We start from the raw sequence: 26,676 nt of genomic DNA, 5'->3' as shown, positions 1-26,676 counted from the left end.
CCGGACGGGTCCGACAGTTCCGTGGAGCCCCGCGGATCACGAGGCATAGGAAGCAATACCCACGTCAGGTGCCGGGGGACGTGGGTAATGCTTCCTATGCCTCAGTTCAGGCGGCGACGGGGGCGTGCGCCGCCTCGTGGTCGAGCAGCCAGCGCTTCACCGGCGTCCCCCAGCGGAAGCCGCCCAGCCCGCCGTCGGAGCCGAGCACCCGGTGGCAGGGGATGAACAGCGCCGCCGCGTTGCGGGCGCAGGCGTTGGCCGCCGCCCGCACCGCCGCCGGCCGCCCGCACCGCGCCGCGAACGCCGCGTAGGTGTCCGGTTCCCCGGCCGGGACGGTGCGCAGCACCTCCCAGGCGTCCTCGAGGAACGGCCCGGACCGCTGCCGGACCTCGACGTCGTCGATGGCGGCGACCGCACCGGAGACGAAGGCGTCCACGGCGTCGAGCACGGGCAGCCGGTCGGTCTCCTCGACCCAGGTCGGCCGCAGCGAGCGGTGCACGAGGGGCAGGAGGGCGGCGACGTCGTCGGTCCAGCCGCTGGCGAGGACGACGTCGCGGCCGTCGTGCTCCCGGGTGACCACGACGGTGAACGGCCCGGGTGGGGTGACCGTGGTGGCGAACCGGGCGGGCGGCGGGGTCATGAGGCGCTCCGATCGGAGAGGGGGCTGCGGGTGAAGAGGCTGGGGACGGCGAGCGCCCACAGGTGCACGACGGCGTAGGAGCGCCAGGGCCGCCACCGGGTCGCGGCGTCGGCGTCGGAGCTGCCGACCGCGGCCAGTGCGCGGCGGACGGCGAGGTCGCCGGGCAGCCACACATCGGGGTCGGCGAGCCCGCGCAGCGCGACCAGCGCCGCCGTCCACGGGCCGATGCCCGGCACCGCGCGCAGCGCCCGGGTCGCCTCCTCGCGGTCGGCGCCGGCGTCCAGGGGCACCGAGCCGTCGGCGAGGGCCGCGGCGAGGGCGTGCACCGTGCGCCGGCGGGACCCGGTCAGCCCGACCGCGGTCAGGTCGGCGCCGGCCAGCGCGGCCGCGCGGGGGAAGGCGTGGGTGAGCGTGCCGACCGGCTCGGGCAGCGGCGTGCCGGCCGCGGTGAGCAGCCGGGCGGTCAGCGTGCGGGCGCCGGCCACGGACACCTGCTGGCCGAGGACCGCCCGCACGGCGAGCTCGTCGGCGTCGGGGGAGGCGGGGACCCGGCGACCGGGCGCGCCGGCCACCACCCGGGCGAGGGCCGGGTCGGCGGACAGGACGTCGTCGACCGCGGCGGGGTCGGCGTCGAGGTCGAGCAGCCGCCGGCAGCGGGCCACCGCCACCCCGAGATCGCGCAGCCCGGTGAGCCGCAGCCGGGCGGTGACCGCCGGGCCGCCGTCGGCCGCGGGGGAGAGCCGGACGACGGCGGGCCCGTGCGGCAGGTCGAGCACGCGGGCGAACGTCGTCCCGTCCCACTCCTCGAGGCCGGGGACGGCGTGCGCGCCGAGGAAGAACAGCACCTCGGCCGCGTCGTAGGGGGCGCGGGCGGCCAGCCGCAGGGTGAGCTCGCCCGGTGCGCCGGCAGGCGCTCCCGGGGCGGTGCGGCGCAGTTCCGTCGGGGTGGTCGCGAAGACCTCGCGCACGGTGTCGTTGAACTGCCGGATGCTGGCGAACCCGGCGGCGAAGGCGACGTCGGCCAGCGGCAGCCCGGTGGTCTCGATGAGCAGCCGCGCGGTCTGGGCGCGCCGGGCGCGGGCGAGGGCGAGCGGGCCGACGCCGAGCTCGGCGACGAGCAGCCGGTGCAGCTGCCGCTCGGAGTAGCCGAGCCGGGCGGCCAGCCCCGGGATGCCGGAGCGCTCCACCTCGCCGTCGCCGATCAGCCGCATCGCCCGGGCCACGACGTCGGCGCGCACGTCCCACTCTGGGGAGCCGGGCACGGCGTCGGGCCGGCAGCGGCGGCAGGCGCGGTAGCCGGCGCCCTGGGCAGCGGCCGCGGTGGAGAAGAAGGAGACGTTGCGGGCCAGCGGGGTGCGCGCCGGGCAGGAGGGGCGGCAGTAGATGCCGGTGGTGGCGACCGCGGTGAAGAACCAGCCGTCGAACCGGGCGTCGCGGCTGGTGACCGCCCGGTAGCAGCGCTCGGGGTCGAGGGACCGCGTCATGGAGCGAGCATGGCAGTCGCGGGTGAGGGGTGACTGGCGGTTTTCGGACGTCGCCGTCGCCCTACCGGGGCCGGCCGTCGTCCCCCACCACCCGCAGGTGCGGGCCGGTGTGGACGTCGGCCCGGACGTCGTGCACCAGCGGCAGCCCGACCGCCCGCCGGACCCGGTTCTCCGGCACGTCGATCGCCAGCGCCAGCGCCGCCGCCAGCCGCTCGCTGACCATCCCGGAGTGCCGGCCGTGCGCGATGCGGGCGATGGTCTCGGGGGCGACGGCCCAGCGGGACCGGCGCGAGGCGTCCTCGGCGGTCTCGCACAGTTCCAGCAGTCGTCGCTGCACCAGGTGCTGCAGCTCGTTGGCGGCCACCCCGGCAAGGCTAGGTCGCCGCGGCCCCGCCAGACAGCCCCCCGCCGACGAGGACGCCGATCCCGTCGAGCAGCCGTGCCAGCCCGAACTCGAACGACTGCTCCGGGTCGTAGGCGCCGAGCTCCTCGCCGGCGACCGGGCCGACCTGGGCTCCTCGGTGCTCGGCCTGGCGATGCTGGTGGCGGCGGCGTTCGCGATCGGCTGGCGCCCGGGCGGCGGAGCCGAGCTGCTGGCCGCCGTCGGGCTGCTCCTCCTGCTGCGGCTGGCCTTCCTCTGGATGGGCGTCCACCTCGGCCTGCTGACCCGGGACCCGGCGACGGTGACGGCGGTGCAGATCCTGGTGTGGCCGTTCGCCATCCTGTCGAACGCCTTCGTCCCCGCGTCGACGATGCCCGGGTGGCTGGGGACGGTCGCCGAGTGGAACCCGCTGGCGGCCACGGTCACCGCCGTCCGGGACCTGTTCGGCCAGCCGGGGGACGCCGGAGGCGGCTGGGCCACCGAGCACGCGCTGCTGCTGGCCGTCGTCTGGCCGGTCGCGCTCACCGCGCTGTTCGCGGCGCTGAGCGTCCGGCGGTGGCAGACGCTGAGCCGGTGAGCGACCCGGTCGGTCGACCCCGCCCGTCCACCGACCGGTGGACGGCGGACCAGCGGTTCGGCGGTCCCGGCGCGACCGCCGCCCGGCGAGGGTCGTGTCATGACAGCGACCCAGCCGGCGCCCTCCCGCATCGGGACGGCGACCGAGGACCCACCGGCCGTGCGCGTGCGCGGGCTGGTCAAGCGCTACGGCGGCAAGGCCGTCGTCGACGGGCTCGACCTCGACGTCCGGCCGGGCGAGTGCTTCGCGCTGCTCGGCCCCAACGGCGCCGGCAAGACGACGACCATCGAGATCCTGGAAGGAGTCCGGCGCCGCGACGAGGGGACCGTGTCCGTGCTCGGCGTGGACCCCGCCGCCGGCAGCCGCGGCTGGCGCGCCCGGATCGGGGTGGTGAGCCAGGCCGAGTCGGCCGGCCAGGCCCTCACCGTCCGCGAGGCTCTCGACCACTTCGCCCGCTACCACACGGCGCCCCGGCCGACCGGTGAGCTGCTCGCCGTCACGGGTCTGGAGGAGAAGGCCGGCACCCGCGTGTCGGCGCTGTCCGGCGGGCAGCGCCGTCGACTGGCGGTGGCCCTGGGTGTCCAGGGGCGCCCGGAGGTGGTCTTCCTCGACGAGCCCACCACCGGCATGGACCCGGTGGCCCGCCGGCAGTTCTGGGAGCTCGTCTGCGGGCTGCGGGCCGGGGGTGCCACGGTGCTGCTCACCACGCACTACCTCGACGAGGCCGCCGAGCTCGCCGACCGCGTCGGCGTGATCGCCGACGGCCGGCTGGTGGACGTCGCTCCGCCGGCCGAGCTCGGCGCCGACCTGCGGCGCCGGGCGACCGTCAGCTGGCTCGAGGCGGGCGCCCGCCGCGAGGTCGGCACCGAGAACCCGTCCGCGGTGCTGCGCGACCTGCTCGCCGCGCACACCCGGGACGAGGTCCCCGGCCTCACCGTCACCCGGCCCGGCCTGGAGGACGTCTACCTCCAGCTCGTCGGCGCCGTCCCCACCCGAGCCGAGGAGTCGCTCCGATGACCGCCGTCCTGACCCCGTCGACCGTCCGTTCGACGCCGTCCACCCTGGCCGTCACGTGGGCGCGGATCGGCCTGGAGCTGCGGCTCTTCTCCCGTGAGCGGCAGCAAGTGGTGTTCTCGTTCGCCTACCCGGTCGTGATGATGGTGATCTTCGGCGCGGTGCTCGGCGGTGACGTGCTGCCCGGAGACGTGCCGTTCCCGCAGTACTTCCTGGCGGGCATCGCGGCGACCGGCATCATGCTGAGCAGCTTCCAGGCGGTCGGCACGTCGATCGTGACCGAGCGCGAGACCGGTCAGCTGGAGCGGCTGCAGCTGCTGGGCACGCCGCCGGTGGCCTACTTCGGCGGCAAGGCGGGGCAGGTGCTGGTGACCACGGCGGCCCAGCTCGCGCTCCTGCTGCCGGTCGCCCGGTACGGCTACGACGTGCCGATGCCGGTGGACCTGGCGCACTGGCTGACCTTCGGCTGGGTCGCGGTCCTGGGCGCCCTGGCCGGCACGGTGCTGGGCATCGCGGTCTCCGCCCTGCGGGGCAGCGCGACGTCGGTGACCACCGGCATCTCGGCGTTCGCGATCGTCCTGCAGTTCTTCTCCGGGGTGTTCTTCGCCTTCGGCGAGCTGCCCGGCTGGATGCAGCAGGTGGCCGCGGTCTTCCCGCTGAAGTGGATGACCCAGGGCATGCGCTCGGCGTTCCTGCCCGAGCAGGCGGCCGTGGCCGAGGCGGCCGGCAGCTGGGAGCACGGCCGGATCGCCCTGGTGCTGGGTGCATGGGTGATCATCGGTGCCGTGGTGTGCGTGCGCACGTTCCGCTGGCGCCGGGCCGACGGATGACCCCCTTCGTCGGGCCCCGGGCCGCCGTCGATCCTCCGCACGAGGAGGACGACGGCGGCCCGCCGCTGTCCGAGCGCGGGTGGCGGATCACGGTCGTCGGTCTGCACGTGGTCTTCGTGCTGCTGCTGGCGGTCGCGGTGGTCACCATCGGGCTCTCGCCGGTGGACGGCTCGAAGCCCGCGCTGCTGGCCGCGCTCGGTGTGCTCGCGGTCGCCTATGCGTTGCTCGGCGCGCCGGCCCTCACCAGCCGCGACCAGCGCCGGGCGACCGCCTACCTGGCGGTCCTGGTCCTGGTGTTCGGCGTGCTGGCCGCGCAGGAGCCGTCGCTGCTGTTCCTGCTGTTCCTCGGCTATGCGCAGGTGTGGTTCCTGTCCGAGTCGGTGCCTCGGGGCATGCTCTGGACGGTCGCCCTGGCCGCGGCGAGCACGATCGGCCCGTTCGTCGCCTGGTCGCGCGGCGACGAGCCGATCTCCGGTCCCGCGCAGACCCTCGTGGGCCTGGTCTTCAGCCTCGCGATGGGTCTGTGGGTCTTCCGCGTGCTGGAGCAGAGCCGGCAGCGGGCGCTGCTGATCCGCGAGTTGGAGCGGACGCGCGCGTCGCTGGCCGCCGCCGAGCGCGAGCGGGGAGTGCTCGCCGAGCGCGAGCGGCTGGCCAGCGAGGTCCACGACACCCTCGCGCAGGGCTACACCAGCATCGTGGTGCTGGCACAGACCGCGGCCGCCCAGCTGTCGGCCGACCCGGTCGCCGCGCGGGAGCGGTTGGCGCTGATCGAGGAGGTCGCCCGCGACAACCTGGCCGAGGCGCGGGCGGTGGTCGCCGCGTTCCGGCCGGTGGGCCTGGACGGCTCGACCCTCGTGGAGGCCCTGGAGAAGCTGGCGGACCGGTTCGCGCGGGAGACGGGCCTGGCGGTACGGGTCGACGTCGCGGCGCTGGGGGAGGGGGCGTCCCTGCGGCGGGACGAGGAGGTCGTGCTGCTGCGCGGGGCCCAGGAGGCGCTGACCAACGTGCGGCGGCACGCGGCGGCGTCGGCGGTGGTGGTCCGCCTGTCGCGGGTCGCCGGGCAGGTGTCGGTGCACGTGGAGGACGACGGCGTGGGGTTCGACCCGGCCGCGGCGCACGGCGCCGGGCTGGAGGGGCTGCGCGGCCGGGTGGCGCAGGTCGGCGGCTCGATGGACGTCGCGTCGTCGCCCGGGGCGGGGACGCGGGTGACGGTGCGGGTGCCGGGCTCGTGACCATCAGGGTGCTGGTGGTGGACGACCACCCGGTGGTGCGCGGCGGGCTGGTGGGCTGGCTCGACGCGCAGGAGGACCTCACGGTCGTGGGGGAGGCCGGCGACGGGCTGCAGGCGCTCGCGCTGGTGGCGGCGGAGCGGCCGGACGTCGTCCTCATGGACCTGCGGATGCCGCGGATGGACGGCGTGACCGCGACGGAGCGGATCGGCGCCGCGCACCCCGGCGTCCGCGTGCTGGTGCTGACCACCTACGACACCGACGCCGACATCGTGCGGGCCGTCGCCGCCGGGGCGACCGGCTACCTGCTCAAGGACGCGCCGCTGCCGCAGCTGGCCGACGCCGTCCGGGCCGCGGCGCGCGGGGAGACGGTGCTGGCGCCGCCGGTGGCCGCGCGGCTGGTGTCGCACCTGCGGGCGCCGGCCGCGGAGGCGCCGACCGCGCGGGAGCTCGAGGTGCTGGCCGGGGTGGCGCGCGGGCTGACCAACGCCGACATCGGCCGGGAGCTGTTCATCGGCGAGGCGACGGTGAAGACCCACCTGCTGCGGGTGTTCGCCAAGCTCGGGGTGGACGACCGCACCCGGGCGGTGATGGTCGCCGTCGAGCGCGGGCTGCTGCCGGGGCCCGGGACCGCGTGACCGTCGTCGTCCGGGCCGCGCGGCCGGCGGATGCGGCCGTGCTGGCCGCGGTGAGCCGGGCCGCGATCGAGGAGTCGGCCGCCGGGCACTACACGCCGGCCCAGCTGGCGGTGTGGGCGGCCCGGCGGTCGGAGGCAGCGCACGCGCGGTTCGTGGAGACGACCACGGTGCTGGTGGCGGAGGTGGACGGTGTGGTGGCCGGGTTCGCCTCGGTCGCACCGGCGGCGGTCGACGGGCTGGTGCCCGGCGAGGTGGACCAGCTGTTCGTGGCGCCGTCGGCCGGTGGGCGGGGGGTGGCGCGGGCGCTGCTGACCGCGGTCGAGGCCGCCGCGCGGGCGGCGGGCCTGCCGGCTCTCGTGACGCACGCGTCGTGGCGGGCGGCGCCGGTGTTCGAGCGGCTGGGGTACCGGCGGGTCGAGGTGGAGAGCGTGACGCTGGACCGCGAGACGCTGACGCGGGCCCGGATGGTCAAGGAGCTCGACTGAAGGCCGGGCCGGTCAGCTGGTCAGCCGGACCAGCACCTGCTCGTGGAGGCTGTTGTAGGCGAGGTACTCGAACTCGTGGCCGGTGCGGTCGATGAACTTCATGAACGCCTTGTGCTCGTGGTGTTCCCAGCCGGGGAAGTTGAAGTACTCGTCGAAGAGCAGGATCGTGCCCGCGACGAACCGGTCCTCGCCCTCGCGGAGGATGGTGACCGTCGAGCTGTAGAGGTCGGCGTCCATGTGCGCGAAGGCGATCGGGCCGGAGTGCTCGGCGAAGAAGCCGGGGAGGGTTTCCTCGAACCAGCCGACGTGCATGGTGGCGCCGGGGACGTCGGGCACGTGCTGGGCGAATGCGCCCTTCGCGAAGCCGGTCCGCCAGTCCTCGGGGAGGCCCTCGAACGAGTCGAACCCGTGCGCCGGGGACCGCTTCGCCGTGATCCGGCGCAGGGTGTCGCCGGTGGCCACCCCGAACTCCAGGACGAGCCCGTCTGCCGGTGCCAGGTCGACCGAGTGGTCGAGCAGCTTGTACTTCGCCTCGAGCGGGGAGTCGCCGCTGAACGACAGGGCGGTGGGCATGTGCTGCTCGATGAAGTCGGCCGTGCGGCGCAGGGCGGCCCGCTGCCGCTCGTCGTCGATGCTGTACATGGACCGCACGTGGATGCTGTTGGCCTGCTGGAGCACCAGACGCACCAGCTCGTCTCCCCGGGCTTGCATGGGATCGACCCTAACCGCGGGGACGACCGTCGCCCGGACCGTGTCGGGTCCGGCGTGGCGGGGCTCGTGCGCGCTGGAGTAGGGGGCCGTCCGGGGCCGTACCCTGGACTCCCGTGAGTCTCACCATCGGCATCGTCGGGCTTCCCAACGTCGGCAAGTCGACCCTGTTCAACGCGTTGACCAAGAACGACGTCCTGGCCGCGAACTACCCGTTCGCCACCATCGAGCCCAACGTCGGCGTGGTCGGCGTCCCGGACCCTCGCCTCCACAGGCTGGCGGAGATCTTCGGTTCGCAGAAGACCATCCCGGCGACGGTGTCGTTCGTGGACATCGCCGGCATCGTGCGCGGCGCGTCCGAGGGGGCCGGGCTCGGGAACAAGTTCCTGGCCAACATCCGCGAGAGCGACGCGATCTGTCAGGTCATCCGCGTGTTCACCGACCCGGACGTGGTGCACGTCGAGGGCAAGGTCAACCCGGCCGACGACATCGAGACGATCAACACCGAGCTCGTCCTCGCCGACATGCAGACGCTGGAGAAGGCGATCCCGCGGCTGGAGAAGGAGTCCCGGAAGGACAAGGAGCGGGCGGCTCTGCTGGCCGCTGCCCTCGACGCGCAGAAGGTGCTCGACGAGGGCCGGACGCTGTTCGCCGCCGGCGTCGACCCGGAACCGCTGCGCGAGCTGACCCTGCTGACGACGAAGCCGTTCCTCTACGTGTTCAACGTGGACGAGGAGGAGCTGGCCAACGACGCGCTCATCGCGGAGCTGCGCGCCCTGGTCGCGCCGGCCGAGGCGATCCTCATGGACGCCAAGATCGAGGCCGAGCTCGCCGAGCTGCCCGAGGACGAGGCCGCCGAGCTGCTGGCCGGCATCGGCCAGGACGAGCCCGGCCTGCACCAGCTGGCCCGCATCGGCTTCGCCACCCTCGGCCTGCAGACCTACCTGACCGCCGGGCCCAAGGAGTCCCGCGCCTGGACGATCCCGATCGGCGCGACCGCGCCGCAGGCGGCCGGCGTCATCCACACCGACTTCCAGCGCGGCTTCATCAAGGCCGAGATCGTGTCCTTCGACCAGCTCGTGGAGGCCGGGTCCATGCAGGAGGCCAAGTCCCGCGGCTGGGTGCGCGTGGAGGGCAAGGACTACGTCATGCAGGACGGCGACGTCGTGGAGTTCCGTTTCAACGTGTGATTGCGGTCACGCTCATCAGGAGTTGAACGGGGAACTGCATTCCGTACGCCGCTGGACGGGGCAAGGGTACGCGCTGCGGTATCCGGACCTGCTGTGAAGGCTCTTGGCAGGTCCCTGGCTGGGCGGGCATGGCGACGTGACGGGCCGAACGCTGTGAGGCAGCATCGTCGCGTGACAGAGGGCAGCGACGCTAAGGCTCAGAGCACCGATGACGAAGTCGCCGTGGTAGTGCCCACGGACCCACAGTGGCGAGCGTTTGAGCTGAGCGTTACAGAGCTGATCAGGAAAATGGACCCCGATGCCGACGTCGAGCACGACGCACGGATTACGGGGAAGATCAGCGGAACCGAGCGGCAGGTGGACGTTTTAGTGTCCGGCAGTATCGGTGGCCAGCAAATGTCCATTGCTATTGAATGCAAGCACTACGCCAACCGCTTGGGCATAGGTAAGGTAGATGAATTCGCGGGCAAGCTGCTCGACTTAGGTGTCGACAGGGGCGTGCTGTACTCGATCAACGGAACCAGTGAGCCTGCGGTCGCCCGTGCCGAGAATGCCATTCAGCCGCGGATCGTATTGAAAGAGCTTGTCGGTGCAACGCCGAAGCCGCCGGAGTGGTCAACTACTCTGACGGAGTTCACTGGCTTCGGAGATTGCCCGAACGACAACTGTTACACGGGTGACATCGGCTGGCGTGAGTGGCCCCAAGAAACAGGTGAAACCGTTGATGCCGGTTCATGCGACACCTGCGGAACATGGGGAGTTCGCTGCCTTGACTGTGGCGTTGTCACTGGCTTCTTCGGCGATAGTGTCGAATGCGACAACTGTGGAACAGGCTTCGAAATGGTTCACGACCGCGACCGGGCGAGTGTCGAAGAAGTGCTTGTGACGCATCGCCAGTCGTAGACTTTGCGTCTCCTATCTGCGGCCAGGGAAGTGGGGACCTGTTGGGTAGCGTTGACTGGGGAAGCTTCCCAGACTGGGTCGCCTCCGTGGCGACAACCGGGGCGCTTATCGCTGCTGGCTTTGCGAGCCGATTCACCTACCAGCAAGTCACCATTGCTCGCTCAGAGGCGCACGCGCTGGAAGCGGAAGCCCATGAGCGGCGCAAAGAACAAAGGCAGGAGCAGGCGTCTCACGTGACTACGTGGCTGGACCGGGACCAGCATGGCCGCTATCTGGTGTGGGTGTACAACGCTAGCCGTAACCCCGTCTATGACGTGGTCATTACCTTCATAAGCCCGAACAATCATAACGACTTCATTGGTCGACAGGTGGTGCCGCCGATGCAGGCTCCCACTGTAGACGCGCGAGTCAGCAACTTTATCAATGAGGAGCGAGTCGCCACCAAGAGCATCGACTTATCCTGGAACCATCCCTACACAAATGGCCCCATCAAAACTCTTCAAGACAATCCGGATGGAACCAAGAGCTGGAAAGCTGACCCCGAGGGTTGGGAGGCCGGGGACCTGGGAGTAGCGATCGCATTCACGGACACAGCCGGTGTCCGGTGGGAGCGGTCATTAGATGGAACCCTCACGGAGCGACCCGAAGGGTTTGAACGGCCTGACGGATACATCCTGGGCTGATGGCGATCTGGGCGCTGCGCCGATAGGACTGATTGCACGGCTGGGTGACGGGCGCCACCCTGCCGGGCATGCTTAGTCAGATCGTCACGCTGGCTATAAGGTTGATGATCGTCGCGACTCGGTGATACATGGAGTCCAACGTTGACAACTCAGTCAAGGCGCCGCGCGGGTGCTTGCGTTCAAGCTCTGGGTCAACGATCAGCACTTCAAGATTGAGGCCGACCTGAGCACGTACGTTGTCGGGGAATGGGTAGGTGTAGCGAAAGGTGCAGGCGTGTGCGCGTTCGCCTCGGGCGAAGGCCAGGCCGGCGAAATCAAGTGTGGCGGGGAGCAGATTTTGCTTCGGCTCGATCTCGAGCGTGCTGCGCCCGTGGCTGATGATGTAATGCGTGATCGGCTCACGGTGCTTGGCGGTGTTCGAGAAACGCTGCAGTAGCGCCAGAGGGTCAGCCCGTGGGTCGTCGGGCGCAAGATTAAACGGTTGATTTGACTCGATGACCCCTAGCCCGTGGGTTAGGCCCTGCAGCCAGCCTTTCGGCCTGGCCGCCCCGTCTGGTGTCAGGTGTCTAGAGAAGAGAGTCTTTCTGTCAGTCTCGATAGGGAACTGATGGCTAGGCGTAGGAGCGGTGCCCGAAAGCTCGGCCAGGGCGCGGACGCTGTAGTCCAGCGCAATGCGCAGGCTGCTAAGGAAGTCCGCTAGCACGGCGGGTATCTCGTGCCCTAGCGGTTTGAGCTTCAGGTACACATGCCCTTCACCGGTTAGGGGGTGCGGGTTCTCAACCTCCACGGCGTACGGCTCGCCGTCTCGCATGTGTTGTTCAATCAGGTTGTGGTATTCGTTTAGTTGTCTTGCTGCCCTGGACAGGCGAGTCCGTGACGCCTGGACATCGGGAGTCGTCGTCATCCCAGCAGTGTGACAGCGACGGTTGGCCTCGGGGCCGCAGCTTGCCCAGACCACCTCCTCATCCCGCTCGACGAGCCGCCATGGCATAGGTATCCGAGATAGACGGAAAGTCCACTTCAGATCACCATCTGGGTGCCGATAGGCCAGATAGGTCGTGCGCCGACGAGAGCGTCAACGCGGTGCACTGCGAAACAACTTGGCTGTAGGGGAGTATTTCGATGGATAGAGTCTTTCGGTTTAGCACGTACGGCGGCGGCTCCCGAACTAACGTGACACGGGGACTCACGCACGAGACAAGCTTCCACCCAATCAGCGATGAGCTGCTCAGTAGAGGCGTCGACCCTTCGCAGGTGACGTCGGGCTATGTCTGGGGCCTGCGGGCTGGCTCTGCCCTTCTCGGGCGAAAGAAGGTCGAAGCGGGCGACTTCGGCGCGCGCATCACACGCGCCGACGGCGCACAGCAAGGGCAGGAGGAGATCACTTCCCTGTACGAGGTGCTGGCGGTCATAGAAGACCAAGGGGCCACTCTTGAAGCCTTGGGCATTCGCTGGACCGGCGGGGGAGCTCAGACGTTTCCGGCCACCCTGATCTTGGGGCTTCCGCTCGACGTCAGTCCTGGGGTGCCCTACTCGCGGTTGGCCGGGGCGTATGGCTGGCCCGCTCTGACAACGCCGCCGCCGGCACTCTGGATGCCGACCGACCTAAGTGCCACGCTGACCGCATTCGGGGCCATCGTCCCCCCGAGATTCCTAGCCTCTCCGGGCGCCGGGGTAGCACCGGGGCCGCTGAGCATTTCCGACGAGCGCAGTGCGTCAGAGCTCAGGAAGCAGCGGAGCCGGCCAAATCAACGGCGGTTCAAGGCGGATGTGCTTAGAGCTTACGGAGTCCTGTGCGGCGCATGTGATATCGCGACAGCCGACCTACTGGATGCTGCGCATATCGTCGATGAAGGGTACGCGGATGACGTGTGGACCAATGGGTTACCGCTGTGCCCTAATCACCACCGAGCGTTCGACCGAGGCCTCTTACGTCTCGAACCATCGATGGCTTGGCGAGTAGCCACGACGATCGCTTCGACAGTGACTAAGCCCGACATCGGTCATCTGGCAGCCGCTCCCGATCCAGGTGCCATCGATTGGAAGCTCAATCGTCGGTGAGTCTCACAGCTCGTCGTACTTCGTCGCTGTTCCTCGCGCCAGCTCAACTGGGTACCGCTCGGCATTTCGGCTGAGTTTCGCCGCCCCAACGTTGAGCAGGTCGACACCAAGGACGTCGGCTAACCTCACCAGGTAGATGAGAACGTCCGCTATCTCATCTTCGACCTTCGGCCATCTCGTGGCGTCTCCGCTTACGGCGCGAGCCTGCTCGGCGGTGAGCCATTGGAAAATCGCCACCAGCTCACCGACTTCCGCTGACAGAGCCATGGTCAGATTCTTGGGATCATGGAATTGACCCCAGTCCCGCTGATCGCTGAACTCGCGCACACGCGCGACGAACTCGCCCAGGGTCCCGTCCCGTGCAGAGTCGCTACTGGTGCGACTATCCGTCACTTGACCACTCCTCGGCTCCAGCTGCAAGAGGATCCGCCTGGAGTCGCGTCGCCCACATCGACGGCAAGACGCCCTCGGTATGCAACGCGGACAGGATAGATCCGACGTCCCCATTGCCAGAGCGGATGGATCGCCACGCCCGCGTCAATCCATCGAGCAGATCGAGGACGTCGTCTCTCCTAACTAGAAATACGTGGTCCTCGGCGACCGACCTTGCGGCCTTATGCACGCGCGCCTGGGGAGTCATCAGGAGTCCGAATGAACCAAGCGGGATGTCTTCTTCGGACTCCGCAGACATGTATCGCAGGTGTGCTCCGGCTTGGCGCACGTCTTCCGGCCCCAGCTCACCTTCCGGTTCTGCGTCACTCTTAGCTTCCCAGCTCACCCACAAGACGTTTCCGAAGCGCCAGGTTGCGTCAGGTGCAGCAGTGGCTCCCCCGTTCCCCTTGCTCTCCGCGCCAGCCAACTCGCCAAGCCTCACGAGGGCGTTCTCAGAGGGTTTCGGAGGACGGCCCGAAAGCCCCGCATGCATCTCCACGATCGCCGACTCAAACCTCGCGGGCTTGCCTAGCGTCTGCAGAGACGACTGGATGCCTTCCGCAGCCATACGGTCCACCGGGTCGACTGCGTCGATTGCAAGGCTGGGAGGCATGTCGGAAGCCAGGGTCAGATGGTCCAACCAGGACGTGCCCCGCCCGCCGGCCCGAGCCGCCTGGTAGTAGTCCCTAGCCGCTTCCTGAAGTGTCGCGTCGCCGTTCACGCTCGCTAGGCGCAGCGCCCAGCATCCAGCAAGGTAGTTCCACAACGCGCCGTAACGCTGGACGTCCCGTCCACCGCTCAGTGCGTCAAGCACGGCGCGCGCTGACTCCAGGGCACGATCCCACTCTCCCTGCCAAGCAGCCTGCCAGGCTGATACCTCGTGCTGAGCGGCGGCAGCGAGCTGAACGGTTCCGGCGGGCGACTGAACCTTCCGAGTCTCGCGTTCCGCAACGATCTCTGAGTTGGCCCCATGCCACGCCTCTGTTTGCCCGAGGAACTCGCGTATTCCATCGAGGAGTTGCTCCGAAGAGTTCGCAAGGCTGTTAGCGAAGCCGAAGGACAGCTCGGCTTGCACTTCTGGCTGAAGTGCTTCCGTGACCTCGCGTCTGTTCACGTAGTTCGTCAGGTCTCCGCCCAGGACCACGACGGTGGAGAAGTCCTTGGCGTTGCGGGTCGCGCGTCCTGCCCCTTGGACGAAGCGTGCACGGATCCTCTCCTGCAGGACTTCGAGTGCGCCTAGGGATCCGTACAGGAAACGCTCCTGAAGGTCGCCACGCGCCGGGAGGCCTGCGATCACGACCAGGCGACAGTCCTCATCCGGCAGGTCGATGCCGTCGTAGCGGTTCGCCAGGAGCAAGGACGCTTGGGGCTTGGTCGTGAACGCCTCCAGGTCATCCTCGACGTCGTCCCCACGAAGGATCTGGAACCCCTCAGGGATGAACTGCGCCGCCACGTTCTGCGCGGTCCGCTCGTCAGGCGTGAGAACGACGCTGCGCCCGTGCATTGCGACAGTGCGCCGGACCCAGTCCGGGACAGCCAAGGGCGTGGCCGCCAGGTCGGGAGAGAACTCAGGGAAGCAGAAGAACCTGCGCCCGGTGCCTTGCTTATCCCACCCCTTGGGGATCGGAACGCGGGCGATCTTCCGCCGGCCAAACGCGCGCTCGAGCTCGCCACCCGCCCCGAGTGTGGCGCTCATATACAGACGTCGAGCTGGCTGTTCGAAGGCCGCGTGGACTGCCGTCGGCGTGACCAGTGGGCGGAAGAGGATCGAGCGGTAAGACACGTAGACGAGACAGCGGTCTAGGCGCCCGGCCATCTGCTTCAAGGCATAGCGGGCGTCTTTGCTCATCCGGCGCGTGGAAGCCGCAGTGTCCAATGCGGCCTCCAGCTCGGACGCAACCGCAGCGAGGCCGACTGGAGAGGCCAGGTACGTCTGCGCCAGGTATTGGCGATCCGGGCTGTCGGTCCTTAGTCGGTCCAGGATGTGGGGGTCGAGTGCACCCGGCAGGAGCGCCAAGACGTCCATGTAAGCCTCGTGGGTCCGATCGATGCGGAGGCTCCAAGGCCCTGCTACCGCCTGCTCCGCAGCGTGGGCGTCGTCCAAAACCAGCATCTGGGCGTCATTCAGCGCCGGATTACTGTTGAAGACGTGGTGATAGACGCTCACCGCGATGGCCTGCGCGCCCGTATATCGCGCACGGTCCGCCTGGTTGAAGTCGACTGCCTTACCGATCAGGAGCACGTTTGGGATGCCGTACTCCGTCAAGCGGGCAGCCGTCTGCCTGGCAAGCTGCCGAGTCGGGCAGAGGTAGGCGACTCGATCACCTGCAACCCGACGCCGAAACTCTCCCAGGAGGCCGCCGACCAGAGTCTTGCCGGCACCTGTGGGGAGCTCGATTGCGACGTCGGCCCTCGACTCGTGCTCCTGGTGCCAGGAGCGAACCACGTCCTGCTGGTGGCCCCACAGAGCGGCTGGACCAGAGTTGCTCTCGGCCAGGAGCCTGTAGAGCTGCTCGGGGTCCTCTGGGACAGGTCCGGTGGCGGTCCGACGCACGAAGGGCACGACTGCATCCTGCACCCCACCGGAGTGGCCCCACCGAGAGTCGGTGCGTTGAGCGCCGTGCTCGTCCCCCCACCCGAAAACATCCCCACGCTGGGATGCGGACCCTGCCAGGTCCTGACGGGGGGCAATAGATCTAACGCCTGCTACTCACGAGTGCTCCGGGAGGCGGTATCGATAGCGAGTTGCAGAGAGATCCTCGGAGCCGGGCATCCAGTCATGCAGCACGCGGTCATTTCCTCCACTCGTTGCTATTGAGCCATCGGGCTGGCGTCTCCATGCGATGCCGTCGACGACGTACAGGTCAGTTGGCTGATGTCGACGGGCGTGGCGCACTTCGCCATCGGTCAGCTCAACGGTGACGGCGTCTCCCGAGGACCCCTTGACCTCGACGTGTCGCAGTTCTGAGTCCTTCTTGACCAAGAGGTCGAAAGACTCGAAGGCGCCTACGTTCTCCACCTCATAGCCCAGTTCCGCGAAGTAGCCGACGGCCCGGTCAACAGCATGCGTCTCGATGGCGCTCCGAACGCGGAAGTCCGACTGGTACCCAGCACCGCCCCGTCCCGGCACTGGCCGGGGAGTCGTCCTACTTGGCCGGCTCCTGGGTGTGGCGGTCGGCAGTGACGCGAGTTCCTCGAAGACCTGCACTAGCGCCGACGGGAACTTGACGAGGTATCCCTGAGCGGTTCGCACGGGCCGCCGCTCGCTCAGGGCAAAGGGGAAATAGAGGGGCCTTCGGAACCGACCGACGAGGTCGTCGTGAACCGTCCGCACAGCCCCCTCCTCCCGCCTGAGGGTCGCTTGCCCGATCGGAGACAGGAGAGGCGTGTAGTCACGAAGCGGCATTCGCCAGGCAGGCTCAGGCCCCGTCGGGCCATGACGACGACCGAAACTTCCTCGCGCCTGCCAGACGATGCTGCTGTCCTCCGGGACCCCCGTTGCGACCGACCAGCCCACGATGGCGGGATACCCGAGCATCGACTTGTGCCAGTGCAGCACCACATCGTCGGCCCGAACCTCGGTGACGAGGTTGTAGCTCCAGTAGGGCCGTCCGGCATCATCCAGCTTCGGGGCATGAAGATCAGCGCCAAGGTCCTCTCGATCAGTGATTTCGAGCCAGTACCGCTCAGACGGCTCCTCGTCCCACCACCGGTTGAGTGCCTCCTGCGTTCCCCCTGGCAACCTCGTCGACTCGCTCACGAGGCCATCATGTCTGGGACCCGCGATGCCAACCGCGCCTCGTCATCGAGTGCCTCGGAGCGCAAGACCGCTGCCACAGTTGCTGGGTGCCAAGCTCGCCCACCGCGTGCCGTGGGGATGGCATCCTCGTTTAGGCCCCTGGCGATGCTCGTGAGCGTTCCTCCGCTTGCGCGCTCGGCAACGATTCGTTGCCGAATGACCGGGGCAAGCGAGCGAGGTCGCCCAAGCCGTGCGCCAGCGAGCTTCTTAGCCTGGAGGGCTGCCGACGTCCGCTGGCCGATCAACTGCCGTTCGAACTGGGCGAAGCTCGCCATGACGTTCGCCATGAGAGCGCCACTTGGCGTTGACGTGTCGATAGCCAAGTCAAGGGCCACCACCTCCCAGCCCTGTCGCTTGGCCGTGTCCATGAGGTTCGCAAAGTCCAACAGCGACCGGCTCAGCCGATCCAGCTTGCTAACCACCAAGGCACTGGCGCGTCCAGCAGCCAGCTCTTCAAGCGCCCAAGCGATGCCAGGACGGGCAAGGTTCTTCGCGCTCACGCCTTCGTCGCTTACGAACTCGACATCAGCCCAGCCGCGCTGAGTAGCCGCCTGCTGTATCACGGCCCGCTGATCGGCAAGGCCCAAACCGGACGACCGTTGCTCTTCCGTCGAGACGCGAACGTACGCCAGAACCCGACTGCTGACACGCTTAGCCATAGGGTCAAATCTAATCTAAACGACCGTATTCTTAAGCAAAGCATGGTCGCACTATCCGAATCGCACCCGACCAGGTGAACTCCGTATCGGCTGTGCGACACGCGCGTTCAACTTCGGCGTCAACGAAATCTGTTAGCACCAGCCGTTTCGTGTTGCCGTACGCTCCGCGCATCGCACAGCGTCCAACGGAGTATCAATAGACGGCTGTCAGTACTACACGTCAGCCCAGCGGCGCCCTATCAGTTGAGAAAACCTCCCACGTATTCACCAGGTCAGCTCCTTTTCTGCGGCCTCCTGCGTCTCCTGGCGGCGCCTACGGGCCTCGTCCTGCACCTCTCTTAGCCGCTCGCGGTTCAGCATCCCGGACACCATCCTGTCCAACTCCCCCTCAGTCAGGTCGGGTCGATAGGTCCGACACTGCCTTTTCAGTTCGACCGCCCGTTCGTCGGCCGGCCTCCCTGCGGGCAGCTCTGAAGACCCAGAATTAAGAATCAGACCAGAGAATCTAGGACTCGAAGGATCATTACCAATTAAGCCAGAGTCATCCTCTGGTGGATTAGACTCCTGGTCCTCTTCTTCGTTACTTGACTTTGATAGTTCCTGAGTTAGTTCCTTAGTTACTTCTGTAGATCGATCTGGACTACCCAAGGGGTCAGAATGAACCACCGGGGGGTCCAGGCTGACCGGGGCAGAGGGTTCAGGATGAACCCCCGTCGGAATCCTGAGGAGGTACATGTCACAGCCGAAGTGTGACTTGTTGCCGGTCGGGACCATCCACCCCTTAGCTACGAGATTCTTGCGCATTCGCTTAACAGTGCTGTCCGCGAGGCCGTATTCCTTCCGGACCGACTCTGGCAGGAACACCTCGGTTCCGTGCTTCCAGCCGCCCTTGCTGACGTAGGCGAGGAGCACCTTGATTTCGTTGCCTGACAAGTGCGCGCACAGCATTGCGTTTGTCAGTTCATTGCTATTCAAATTCTTGCTCACTACGCTTCTCCAATAGGGGTTAGGAATACAAAAGAGTCCGCCGGGGACCATCCCGGCGGACTCTTTGCTTGTACTCTTCTACCCCTAGAAGAAATCTATGCTTTGAGCAACCCTCCTGCATGGTCTCAGTGGCCTCTGTTGCCATTAATGCTACACGAATATCCACTGAAATGCAACCGACCAGGTGCCGGGCGGAATAAGATTTGATTCAATGATGAGGCTTCCCCAGCCCCAGGGCAAGGGCCGGAAATCAACTTCCCTGGGGACTTGCCGTCCGCGATTTTCGGGCGGCTCCTGCGGACTCTGAGGGGGCGGAACCCCGCTCAGGCGTTCAGGACTCGCGGTCCAAAATCCGGGCATACGGCCAGAGACGCCGGTCTGTCTTGCCGATCAGCCGGTGGACGGACGGTCGACCACAGCCGTTGCAGGTCGCCAAGACCGTCTCGGGGCCTCCGTGGATGCCTGGTAGGGGCGTGCGGCCTACCTCGGTCATCGGCACCCGGCCACAGTGCGGGCAGGTCAGCGTCAACGTCATCCTGGAATCCCAGACCTTCGACACGGCACTAGTGTGTCAGTGCGAGGTTCCCGGCACTGTCGCTGTCCACAGCTTCTCGCCCCTTCCCCGACTGGTGCCCATCGCTAGACCGTGAACGGGTCGTTCCCATCGATGACAGTGACACTCAGTCGTTGTTTCGCCCGCCGAAGCGCCGGACGACCCTGGTGATTATCTGACCGACGAAGCTTGATTCTGCGCTCGATGAATCCTCAGCCTCGCTCTCGCCGGCTCCTTCGTCTCGCCTCATCTCTTCAAACTCTTCCCGCATACGCCGGTCCTTGGCGTCGCCGTCCCGGCTGAACACTCTGAGGCCACCCTGGCCGAACTCCGCCCACTTCTTCATGAGGGATTGCATTTCTTTCAGCGCTTTGGCGGCGTCGTGAATGTCGTAGAGGGTGACCTGGTTGTAGCCGTAGTACGTATCGAAATCAAGAACATAGGTGGCCGCGTGCCGCTTGTTCCTCGTGTCGCGGTAGGTAGCGGTCGCGGTGTACGTGCGAGGCAGGTCGTCCCGCTTGTAGCGATCTGGGGCGTGTTCGAACATCAATCGATACTTCTTGCCCGGCGGCATGGTCTCAATGCCCTCGGTCAGCAACTTGGACGTGAGCATCTTTGTTCGTCCAGATTCGATCAGCGTGGACTCCAGTGGAGGGTCGAAGGCTACCTTCACGTCGCTGGCCGTGGTCTGGCCCGTATTGGAAATCGCGATTTCCACCAACACGGACTGTGTTTCGAAATCCACTACGATCTCAGGCATGCTCTGTGCAATCCGTAGCTGGCGGGCTTCCCTTGCCTGCACGCCTGCGACGGCCGCCGCAAGGGTTGCGATGGCAAGCGTGCCGACCGACCCAATTGCCTGCCACTGCTCGGCGGTCCGCGCCCACAGGAAGTCCCACCACTCCAACATGCCCTGAGCCTAAGCAAGAATCCCCCGGCCCGCACCGAGGCAGGCCGGGGGATTCTTAGGGCGTCAGGGAGCCGTACAGGGACTTGCTGGGCTAGCCGAACGCCCGGCTCATCGCTCCCTCAATGTCGCCGGTCGTGGTGTGGACGTAGAAACCCAGGCTGACCGATACGTCGTGGTGTCTCATCTGTCGTCGCAGAACCTCCGGTGAGCACCCCGCGTTGACCAAGCTGGTAGCGAATGCGTGGCGGAGAACGTGTGGTGTCAAGTCAATGGCAGCCTTCCGACCTGCCCGGCGGATTCCGACATAGACCGTGTTGGCTGCTCTGGTGAAGTCATGGCTTCGGTACTCGTCTGCGAACCACTGAGGTACTACCACCGGGCCGGCGGTCTTGGGTGTGCTGATCGTGCCGTCGGGCAGGCGTTGCCTGTCCACGGTGATGACGTTTCCCTTAACTGGTTGATTCGTGCAGGCTTCGCCTAGTCGAAGTCCTGCTAGCAACATGGCATATCCCCACATGCGGTAAGAGCTTTCCTCGATCAACTTTCTAAGAAGATCAAGGCTAGGGAGGTCGTATTCCCGCCGTGTAGGTCTGGGGCAGGGGACAGGAATACCAAGGCAAGCCCTGAGATTGATTGCGTGCTTCCGCCGTGTATTGGGGCTGAGGACGCGCTGCAACCGGGTGGTCAGCATGGCTACCGTGACGGAATCAAACGGAAGGTCTGACAGGTGCAGAGCTCTGAGAGTAGCTAAGTATTCCTTGTGGGTCGCTTCTTTGATCGGGCGATTTGCTAGGCGCGTCAGCGCCACGTCATGACAGGTAGAGACGTCGTGTAGTTGCACTTGGAACTCCTGTACATACCGTCATGCAGGACGGCGACGTCGTGGAGTTCCGCTTCAACGTGTGACCGGCCCTAGCGCCGGAGCTCAGCGGATTGCTCAGTGGCCCCGGTCCACGTCCAGTCCGCACGATTCCGTGAGTAGGGCCTGTGCGGTGGCCCGCGTGCGGGCCCGGCGCTCGGCCAGAGGTGCGAGTAGGTCGACACGGTGGCGGGCGTGCGGTTGAACCGCGCGACCTCTCATCGGTCCACGTGAGATGGCGGTGACGCGCCCGCCTACGCGTTCGTGACGGATGGGTGACGCGAACTGCCGACGATGGGCCTCGACATCGGAAGGCGCCCTTCCCAGGGGTCTGCCGTCCATGACTGCCTGGCTGATCACCGGAGGTCGCCGCCGTCACCAGTTCTCGTCCGTCCTCCAGCTTCGGGCCAGATCGCCCGGAGGAGCGCAACGGGTCGGTCAGGCGTTCGGAGGGACAGTGCAGTCTCCCTCAGCTGCTCCACGTCTCATGCCAGGTGCGGACTGCGCGCCTCCTCCCTGCCGAGAAGGGCGGTGGATGTCGAGTTCATCGATCGACGCACAACTGCCTCGCCACAGCGATCCAGGTCTGGCGCCATGGCACTGACTGCAATGGTGCCTGAGCCGGTACGGCGACGGGGAACTCGCGAGTAGACGAGCCATTCACGACGACAAGACCCCTGCGCGAGAGGTGTGACGCTGACGATGGAAGCCAAGGATCCCCTGACGAGTCTCGCGGTGGATGTCCCGTACCTCTCGGTCAGGACCCGCAACGCGCTCGCCGACAGCATCTTCTACGACGTCGGGAGCCTGACGGCCGAGGAGCAGGGGCAGCTGTCCCCGTTGAACGACCGCGAGGGCAGCATCGTGGTCGTGCCACCCAGCGGCAGAGGAAGGATCCGGCACTACCGGAGTGCCCTGCGCTTCATGCACGTCGAAGGTGACCAGATCCGGGCGCTGGCCGTGGCCGGGGTCGGCAGCTCGGTCGTGGGCACGGTCGCGCTGGCGCGCAACGTCGCCGACGCGATGGATTGCGACGTCGCCGGCGTGGTGACCGGTTACGGGCTCACCGATCTGGTCGCGGAGGCTCTGGGCGGCTGGTTCCTGTTCGGAGCCGCAGACAGAACGCGCATGCGGGTCGAACAAGTGGTGGAGACCTCGAGAAGCGTGCTGGGGGGCGTGCTGCCGGCGGCAGCGGTAGGACGAAACCCGCAAGCGGTCAGCCTCAGCGCCCGCCCGGGGCCGGACGTGGCGACCATCCTCGACATCCTCGTGGCCCGTCCCAAGAACCTGAACCTGGTGGTGGGGCACAGCAAGGGGAGTCTCATGCTCGACTACGCGATGGAGCAGTTCGTCCGCGACCTCGACGGCGACAGTCACCCTCTCTTCGACTCGTTGCACGTCGTGACGTTGGGGGCGGTCGTCGACTTCCCGGATCAGTTCAAGCACGTCAAGCAATTCATGGGTTCACGGGACTGGTTCGGCGGCCTGAACTCACGTCGTGGACTGGAGCGTTCAGTCGTACCGAAGGCCTGGCACCACCTCAATCGCAAACTCCCACATCATCTCGATGCGGTCGCGGTGCTGAAGGAGTATCTGGATGAGAACGGCCTGACGGCCAAGGCCGCGGTAGCAGTTGTGGACGGCTCGAAGCGCGCCGAACCAACTCCGGCACCGAGGGAACGACCTGCGGCGGAGGAGTGGTCGAAGGCCTGATCCCCACCCGGAGCCCTGGCCCGAACTCGTTGCTGGCCGCAGTTGGCTCTGCCTTGCCGCGGAGTAGGACAGCGCCCGTGGGGGCGGCCGCCTCGCGGCAGCCGTGTCGCGTCTTGGACGCCGCGACGCTCCCGCTGACTGCCGTGGCCCCCGATCGGCTTCTCCAGGGTCACCACGGTGTCGGTGTACCGGCGGGGACGTCGCCGATGCCGACCCCGACTGGGGAAGCTGGCACTCAACACGCCCGCGCCGGCCCTCCACCAACTCATCTCGCTCATCCACGAGGCGTTCCGGCGCTGGGGGATGCCGAGGCCGGGCGCGGGCACCTGGACCTGTTCCGGCGCTGCGGCATCGGGGCACGCGTCCGGGGCCGAGGTCCTGGCCCTGCCTCCCGGGCATCCGTACCTGCGGCTCCCGCTCCAGTTCGCGACGGCGCTCGAGGGACGGCTGCTCACCTTCGTGGACGGAACCGGAACTGGCGCGGCCCCGCGCCACGAATGCCCAGCAGCCGGTGTAGGGCTCTCCGGCTGCACATGTCTCTTCGTCCAGATCACGCTGGCTTGCTGTTTCAGGTGGGTCCTTGTCTAGGTACGGTCGGGTGACGTCCCAGGACGTGGTGTAGCTGGTCGGAGGTCCTGAGCTCGTCGGCGAAGTGCTGGCGTGCGAGGGGCCACCGCGTGGATCTTCTGTGTGTTCCCGCCAAGGTTCACTCAGAGAAAGGCCACGCGATGGCCCTGGACCAGTCTGCCCTGCTCGAGCTCCTGGAGGCACTGAAAGCCGCCGACGTCGACGACCGCATCCGTGCCGCCACCGAGACGCTGTACCAGGCGTTGATCGAGGCCGAGCTGACCGCGGTGATCGGCGCCGGTCCGCACGAGCGCACCGAGTCCCGCACCGCCCAGCGCAACGGCTCCCGACCACGAACCCTGACCACCACGGCCGGAGATCTGGAGCTGCGGATCCCGAAGCTGAGCGCCGGCTCGTTCTTCCCCTCGCTGCTGGAGCCGCCGGCGGATCGACCAGGCGCTGTTCGCGGTGGTGATGGAGGCCTATCTGCACGGCGTCTCCACGCGGAAGGTCGATGACCTGGTGCGGGCGCTGGGCGCGGACACCGGCATCTCCAAGTCCGCCCGCGACCGGCGTCGATCTGCTGGCCGTGGGGCTTGGCGGCTCGCTTGTCACTTCAGGTTCAGGAGGCTCCGGGCTCTCGTCACCCAGTAGCGCGCCCGCTGCTCGCCGAAAAGCGTGCGGTCGATCTGGCTGTCCAGGCCGGCCTCGTGCAGCCGCAGTTGGCGATGCTCGGTGGCCGAGTACTCGTCCAGCCGCGACATCGGCCCGCGTGTCCGGTGGTGGAGGTTGAGCGGCTCGCCGTCGCGGCCGATCGGCGGGCGGCCGTCGAGCATTCGCTGGAGGTTGCTGTCGTTCTGGTCGAACAGCTTGTTGCGTTGCATGCCGAGCGGCGGGTCGTCGGCTAGGCGGCCCTCGTAGCCGCGGTCCGTGAGCTTTCCGCCCGCCGGGCCCGTGACCGTCCGCGGGTCGCGGACGACCTTCAGCGGCGGTTCCCACGTCGAGTCGCCAGCGCGCTTACGCTCGAGCTCGGCCCGCGATCGCTTGAGGTCATTGCGTGCGGTCTTGGCCCGCAGCGTGGCCTTGGCCTGCGCCTTGCGGGCGTCGCGAAGCTCGCCTTCCGCCTTGTCCAGCGACCTTATTGCCCTCGCCTCGGCGCTCGCGGCCTTCTTGGCGTCGTTGCGGGCCTGCGTGGCCTGCTTCGCCGGGTCGGAACCGCGCTTGGCGCCCTCGGCCCTGGCTTGCGCCTGCTCGGTCGCCTTCTGCGCGCGCTCCGCCTCGGCCCGGGCGTCCGCGTACCGCTGCCGGCCGGTCGCGACAGCGCGCTCCGACTGCTCCACGCGGCGATGAGCCTCGCGCACTGCTCGCGTGGCGTCGCTCACCTTTTCCTGGCGGCGGACGACAACCCCCTCCTGCTTGGCCACCGGGTCGGCCGAGGCCGGCGCGGGCCGGTCCGAGGCGGACTTCGCGGGGAGCTGCTTCATCGGCGAGGCCGTCGTCGCCGTGGTGGCCGGCTCGTCGCGCGCCGTGGCGCGGGGCGGGGCCGCCCTCGTCACGGGCTCGTCGCCCGTCTTCGATTTCCCGCCCCCAAAACCTTGTGAGGCGGCGCGACTCCTCGGCGGTGCCCTGAAGGACTGGCGCAGCCCACCCGCAACGCCGGCAACAAGCACCATGATTCCCCGAAGTCGGAGGGCATCGCTCGCGTATTCGTTGATCTGATCGAGAGTCAGGCTCTTCTTATGCTGTTCGGCTGCCGACAGGATGTGGTGGACGTCGACGACGGCACTCACCATGGCCGCCGCTTGACTGTATTGCCGTTGGTACTCACTGCATTTGTCGTCCGGGACATGGCGTGCGCAGCCACCCATATTGTCAACGAAGTTGTTCACAAGGTTGTACTTGTCAGCCCAATAGAGCGTCCAGATTCGGAGAACCTGACGCTTCCCCAAACCATGGTCTGGTGTCGAGATCGCTTGGATCAGGGCCGCCTTGCGTCCGCCACGCCAGAAGGCGTCTATCTGAGAAGCATCTCCTCCGGAGAGATTCGCTCGCCACCACGCATCGTTCACTTCAGCCGCGCCCTCGAGGCGAACCTGGCGTGTCGACTCGTAATACGCGCGTTCAGCTTCACGCTCCTTGTCATCTCGCTGCAGCCGTCGCACCGTGCGGTCGTGACCGGCGCCGAGAAGACGGTTGACGGCCGCGTTGCCCGCCCGGCGCTGAAGTGCCAACACATGCTCGACCGTGGGAGGTTTCGCGACAGGCTCGCGGCGCTGGGCCTCTCGTGGACTCGCCGCAGACTCGCGTCCGATAGCGCGGCTGGTCCGCATCTCATCTCCTCGTTAAAGTGCGCACAGATTTTCCCATATTCAGGCAGCGGAGGGAACCGTCTGATACGCGGACCTTGAGGTACCAGCTCGACGTCGTCAACGGTCTTCCAGGGTCCGCGGCGGCGGATGAGTTTCGGTCTCAACAGGCCGCTGGAACTCGGCCAGGGCGTTGCTCAGCGCGTCACCGACGCTGCCGACGCTGGGTGCGACGCCCACCGTGGCAAGCCGTTCGGTAAACGCGATTGAGGTGACTGGACGGATTGTTGCCTCTCCGTCGACTGACGGTGGTCTTCCACCTGCTTCGTGGCTGACGCGACAGCCAGCCCCGTTCGGTCGGCTGCTCGAGCGAGCGGGGGCGCCCTGGGGCTGTCCCCGGCTACCCTTCTCGACCCGAGGGTGCCGCTGCTTCAACGGTCCGTCAGTTCCAATACGGCGAGCAGGTCGAGGAACCAGCCGGGTGGCACCTCGGTCATGCGCCAGCCACGGCGGCGGCGATGGCCTTGTCGTGATTCCGGGGTCGGTCATATCGCGACCTTGGGGCAGAGACAGACATAAGTAGGGAGTGCTGTGGCCGCGGTGTGGTCGCGCACTGCCCGTCACACGGGCCGACTGAACCGCCCCGGGCTCAGTGGAGGCTCGGTTCTGCCGGTAGGTCCTCGGTGAGGCCGGCGATCGAGCGGCAGTATCGGTCCTCGAACTCGACCGGTGGGATGTCGCCGCAGGCGCCGTGCAGCCGGCGGTGGTTGAACCAGTCGACGTACTCCAGGGTGGCCAGCTCGACATCGTCGAGGCCCTTCCACGGGCCGCGGCGGCGGATGAGCTCGGTCTTGTAGAGCCCGATGAGGGACTCGGCGGCGGCGTTGTCGTAGGGGTCGCCCCTGCTGCCCACAGAGCGTACGGCCCCGGCGGCGTCGAGCCGGTCGGTGTAGCGCACGGACAGGTATTGCCTGGCCTCAACCGGTGGTTGCAACACCTGCCTTGTGCAGTGAGCGTAGGTGCTCGTCCAGGACCTCCGCGGGGGTCTTCCAGTCGAGGACCTTGCG

General features: G+C 67.6%; 24 protein-coding genes and 2 pseudogenes. 12 read left to right on the top strand and 14 right to left on the bottom strand.

Translation table 11 applies throughout. The features are described 5' to 3' along the window. Window positions 1-106 precede the first annotated feature (106 nt). From MY520_RS22680 to MY520_RS22670, 3 genes are all read right to left on the bottom strand, one after another. The gene (locus tag MY520_RS22680; protein ID WP_436694833.1) at window positions 107-640 is read right to left on the bottom strand and encodes a methylated-DNA--[protein]-cysteine S-methyltransferase; all 534 of its coding nucleotides are present in this window, start codon (window positions 638-640) and stop codon (window positions 107-109) included. Then, a complete protein-coding gene (locus tag MY520_RS22675; RefSeq protein WP_436694832.1) occupies window positions 637-2,124 on the bottom strand; it encodes an AlkA N-terminal domain-containing protein in 1,488 nt (495 codons plus the stop codon). Before MY520_RS22675 ends, MY520_RS22680 begins: the two co-directional genes overlap by 4 nt. Before the next feature lie 61 nt (window positions 2,125-2,185). Continuing rightward, a complete protein-coding gene (locus MY520_RS22670; protein WP_436694831.1) occupies window positions 2,186-2,488 on the bottom strand; it encodes a hypothetical protein in 303 nt (100 codons plus the stop codon). On the opposite strand from MY520_RS22670, the gene MY520_RS22665 reads away from it, so the two are divergent. The 6 genes from MY520_RS22665 (at window position 2,478) to MY520_RS22640 (ending at window position 7,279) form a co-directional block, all read left to right on the top strand. After that, window positions 2,478-3,083 carry an ABC transporter permease gene (locus MY520_RS22665; RefSeq protein WP_436694830.1) on the top strand — a complete coding sequence of 202 codons (606 nt, stop codon included), beginning with the start codon at window positions 2,478-2,480 and terminating at the stop codon, window positions 3,081-3,083. The genes MY520_RS22670 and MY520_RS22665 overlap by 11 nt on opposite strands. A 99-nt stretch (window positions 3,084-3,182) precedes the next feature. Beyond that, window positions 3,183-4,100 carry an ABC transporter ATP-binding protein gene (locus MY520_RS22660; protein WP_436694829.1) on the top strand — a complete coding sequence of 306 codons (918 nt, stop codon included), beginning with the start codon at window positions 3,183-3,185 and terminating at the stop codon, window positions 4,098-4,100. After that, the gene (locus MY520_RS22655) at window positions 4,097-4,927 is read left to right on the top strand and encodes an ABC transporter permease (protein WP_436694828.1); all 831 of its coding nucleotides are present in this window, start codon (window positions 4,097-4,099) and stop codon (window positions 4,925-4,927) included. Before MY520_RS22660 ends, MY520_RS22655 begins: the two co-directional genes overlap by 4 nt. Continuing rightward, complete coding sequence (locus MY520_RS22650) at window positions 4,924-6,159, top strand: sensor histidine kinase (RefSeq protein ID WP_436694827.1); 1,236 nt, start codon at window positions 4,924-4,926, stop codon at window positions 6,157-6,159. Before MY520_RS22655 ends, MY520_RS22650 begins: the two co-directional genes overlap by 4 nt. Further along, window positions 6,156-6,794 (top strand): response regulator, encoded by a 639-nt coding sequence (locus MY520_RS22645; RefSeq protein ID WP_436694826.1) that lies wholly within the window; start codon window positions 6,156-6,158, stop codon window positions 6,792-6,794. The genes MY520_RS22650 and MY520_RS22645 overlap by 4 nt, the downstream gene beginning before the upstream one ends. After that, on the top strand, window positions 6,791-7,279 hold the full coding sequence (locus tag MY520_RS22640) for a GNAT family N-acetyltransferase (protein WP_436694825.1): 489 nt from the start codon (window positions 6,791-6,793) through the stop codon (window positions 7,277-7,279). Before MY520_RS22645 ends, MY520_RS22640 begins: the two co-directional genes overlap by 4 nt. Before the next feature lie 12 nt (window positions 7,280-7,291). On the opposite strand, the gene MY520_RS22635 is transcribed toward MY520_RS22640, so the two are convergent. Continuing rightward, complete coding sequence (locus MY520_RS22635) at window positions 7,292-7,990, bottom strand: class I SAM-dependent methyltransferase (protein ID WP_436694824.1); 699 nt, start codon at window positions 7,988-7,990, stop codon at window positions 7,292-7,294. A gap of 113 nt (window positions 7,991-8,103) precedes the next feature. Between MY520_RS22635 and ychF the strand changes: the two genes are divergently transcribed. From ychF to MY520_RS22620, 3 genes are all read left to right on the top strand, one after another. Beyond that, window positions 8,104-9,177 carry a redox-regulated ATPase YchF gene (gene ychF / locus MY520_RS22630; protein WP_436694823.1) on the top strand — a complete coding sequence of 358 codons (1,074 nt, stop codon included), beginning with the start codon at window positions 8,104-8,106 and terminating at the stop codon, window positions 9,175-9,177. Between the two features lie 171 nt (window positions 9,178-9,348). Then, window positions 9,349-10,080 (top strand): restriction endonuclease, encoded by a 732-nt coding sequence (locus MY520_RS22625; protein ID WP_436694822.1) that lies wholly within the window; start codon window positions 9,349-9,351, stop codon window positions 10,078-10,080. An 86-nt stretch (window positions 10,081-10,166) separates the two neighbouring features. Then, the gene (locus MY520_RS22620) at window positions 10,167-10,763 is read left to right on the top strand and encodes a hypothetical protein (protein ID WP_436694821.1); all 597 of its coding nucleotides are present in this window, start codon (window positions 10,167-10,169) and stop codon (window positions 10,761-10,763) included. A gap of 76 nt (window positions 10,764-10,839) precedes the next feature. Here the strand turns inward: MY520_RS22620 and MY520_RS22615 are convergent, their stop codons facing one another. Beyond that, window positions 10,840-11,667: a hypothetical protein gene (locus MY520_RS22615; RefSeq protein WP_436694820.1), complete on the bottom strand. Its 828-nt coding sequence runs from the start codon at window positions 11,665-11,667 to the stop codon at window positions 10,840-10,842. Between the two features lie 350 nt (window positions 11,668-12,017). Between MY520_RS22615 and MY520_RS22610 the strand changes: the two genes are divergently transcribed. Beyond that, window positions 12,018-12,824: an HNH endonuclease gene (locus MY520_RS22610; RefSeq protein ID WP_436694819.1), complete on the top strand. Its 807-nt coding sequence runs from the start codon at window positions 12,018-12,020 to the stop codon at window positions 12,822-12,824. A gap of 3 nt (window positions 12,825-12,827) precedes the next feature. Here the strand turns inward: MY520_RS22610 and MY520_RS22605 are convergent, their stop codons facing one another. The 7 genes from MY520_RS22605 to MY520_RS22575 all read right to left on the bottom strand — a co-directional run bounded on the left by MY520_RS22605 (window position 12,828) and on the right by MY520_RS22575 (window position 20,666). Beyond that, window positions 12,828-13,217, bottom strand: coding sequence for a nucleotide pyrophosphohydrolase (locus tag MY520_RS22605; RefSeq protein WP_436694818.1), 390 nt, complete (start codon window positions 13,215-13,217; stop codon window positions 12,828-12,830). Beyond that, a complete protein-coding gene (locus MY520_RS22600; protein WP_436694817.1) occupies window positions 13,207-15,819 on the bottom strand; it encodes a DEAD/DEAH box helicase in 2,613 nt (870 codons plus the stop codon). The genes MY520_RS22605 and MY520_RS22600 overlap by 11 nt, the downstream gene beginning before the upstream one ends. Window positions 15,820-15,966: 147 nt before the next feature. Continuing rightward, complete coding sequence (locus MY520_RS22595; RefSeq protein WP_436694816.1) at window positions 15,967-17,016, bottom strand: protein NO VEIN domain-containing protein; 1,050 nt, start codon at window positions 17,014-17,016, stop codon at window positions 15,967-15,969. Continuing rightward, entirely contained in the window at window positions 17,013-17,714 is a 702-nt protein-coding gene (locus MY520_RS22590; RefSeq protein ID WP_436694815.1) for a recombinase family protein, read from the bottom strand. The genes MY520_RS22595 and MY520_RS22590 overlap by 4 nt, the downstream gene beginning before the upstream one ends. Window positions 17,715-17,978: 264 nt before the next feature. Further along, entirely contained in the window at window positions 17,979-18,701 is a 723-nt protein-coding gene (locus tag MY520_RS22585) for a hypothetical protein (RefSeq protein ID WP_436694814.1), read from the bottom strand. A gap of 680 nt (window positions 18,702-19,381) precedes the next feature. Continuing rightward, a complete protein-coding gene (locus MY520_RS22580; protein WP_436694813.1) occupies window positions 19,382-20,164 on the bottom strand; it encodes a hypothetical protein in 783 nt (260 codons plus the stop codon). A gap of 91 nt (window positions 20,165-20,255) precedes the next feature. Continuing rightward, complete coding sequence (locus MY520_RS22575; RefSeq protein WP_436694849.1) at window positions 20,256-20,666, bottom strand: tyrosine-type recombinase/integrase; 411 nt, start codon at window positions 20,664-20,666, stop codon at window positions 20,256-20,258. A 1,047-nt stretch (window positions 20,667-21,713) separates the two neighbouring features. On the opposite strand from MY520_RS22575, the gene MY520_RS22570 reads away from it, so the two are divergent. Then, complete coding sequence (locus MY520_RS22570; RefSeq protein WP_436694812.1) at window positions 21,714-22,736, top strand: hypothetical protein; 1,023 nt, start codon at window positions 21,714-21,716, stop codon at window positions 22,734-22,736. A 728-nt stretch (window positions 22,737-23,464) separates the two neighbouring features. Continuing rightward, window positions 23,465-23,876 (top strand): annotated as a pseudogene (locus MY520_RS22565) (transposase); the annotation flags it as partial. 38 nt (window positions 23,877-23,914) lie between these two features. Here MY520_RS22565 and MY520_RS22560 read toward each other — a convergent pair. Together MY520_RS22560 and MY520_RS22555 are read right to left on the bottom strand one after the other, a co-directional pair. Continuing rightward, window positions 23,915-25,633 (bottom strand): HNH/ENDO VII family nuclease, encoded by a 1,719-nt coding sequence (locus MY520_RS22560; RefSeq protein ID WP_436694811.1) that lies wholly within the window; start codon window positions 25,631-25,633, stop codon window positions 23,915-23,917. 625 nt (window positions 25,634-26,258) lie between these two features. After that, window positions 26,259-26,579 (bottom strand): annotated as a pseudogene (locus MY520_RS22555) (integrase core domain-containing protein); the annotation flags it as partial. Between the last annotated feature and the right edge of the window lie 97 nt (window positions 26,580-26,676).

Source organism: Geodermatophilus sp. CPCC 205506, assembly GCF_051383635.1.
In the GTDB taxonomy this organism is placed as follows: domain Bacteria; phylum Actinomycetota; class Actinomycetes; order Mycobacteriales; family Geodermatophilaceae; genus Geodermatophilus.
Note: the sequence above shows the minus strand (reverse complement) of the source record. Positions and strands in the feature narration are given on the sequence as shown.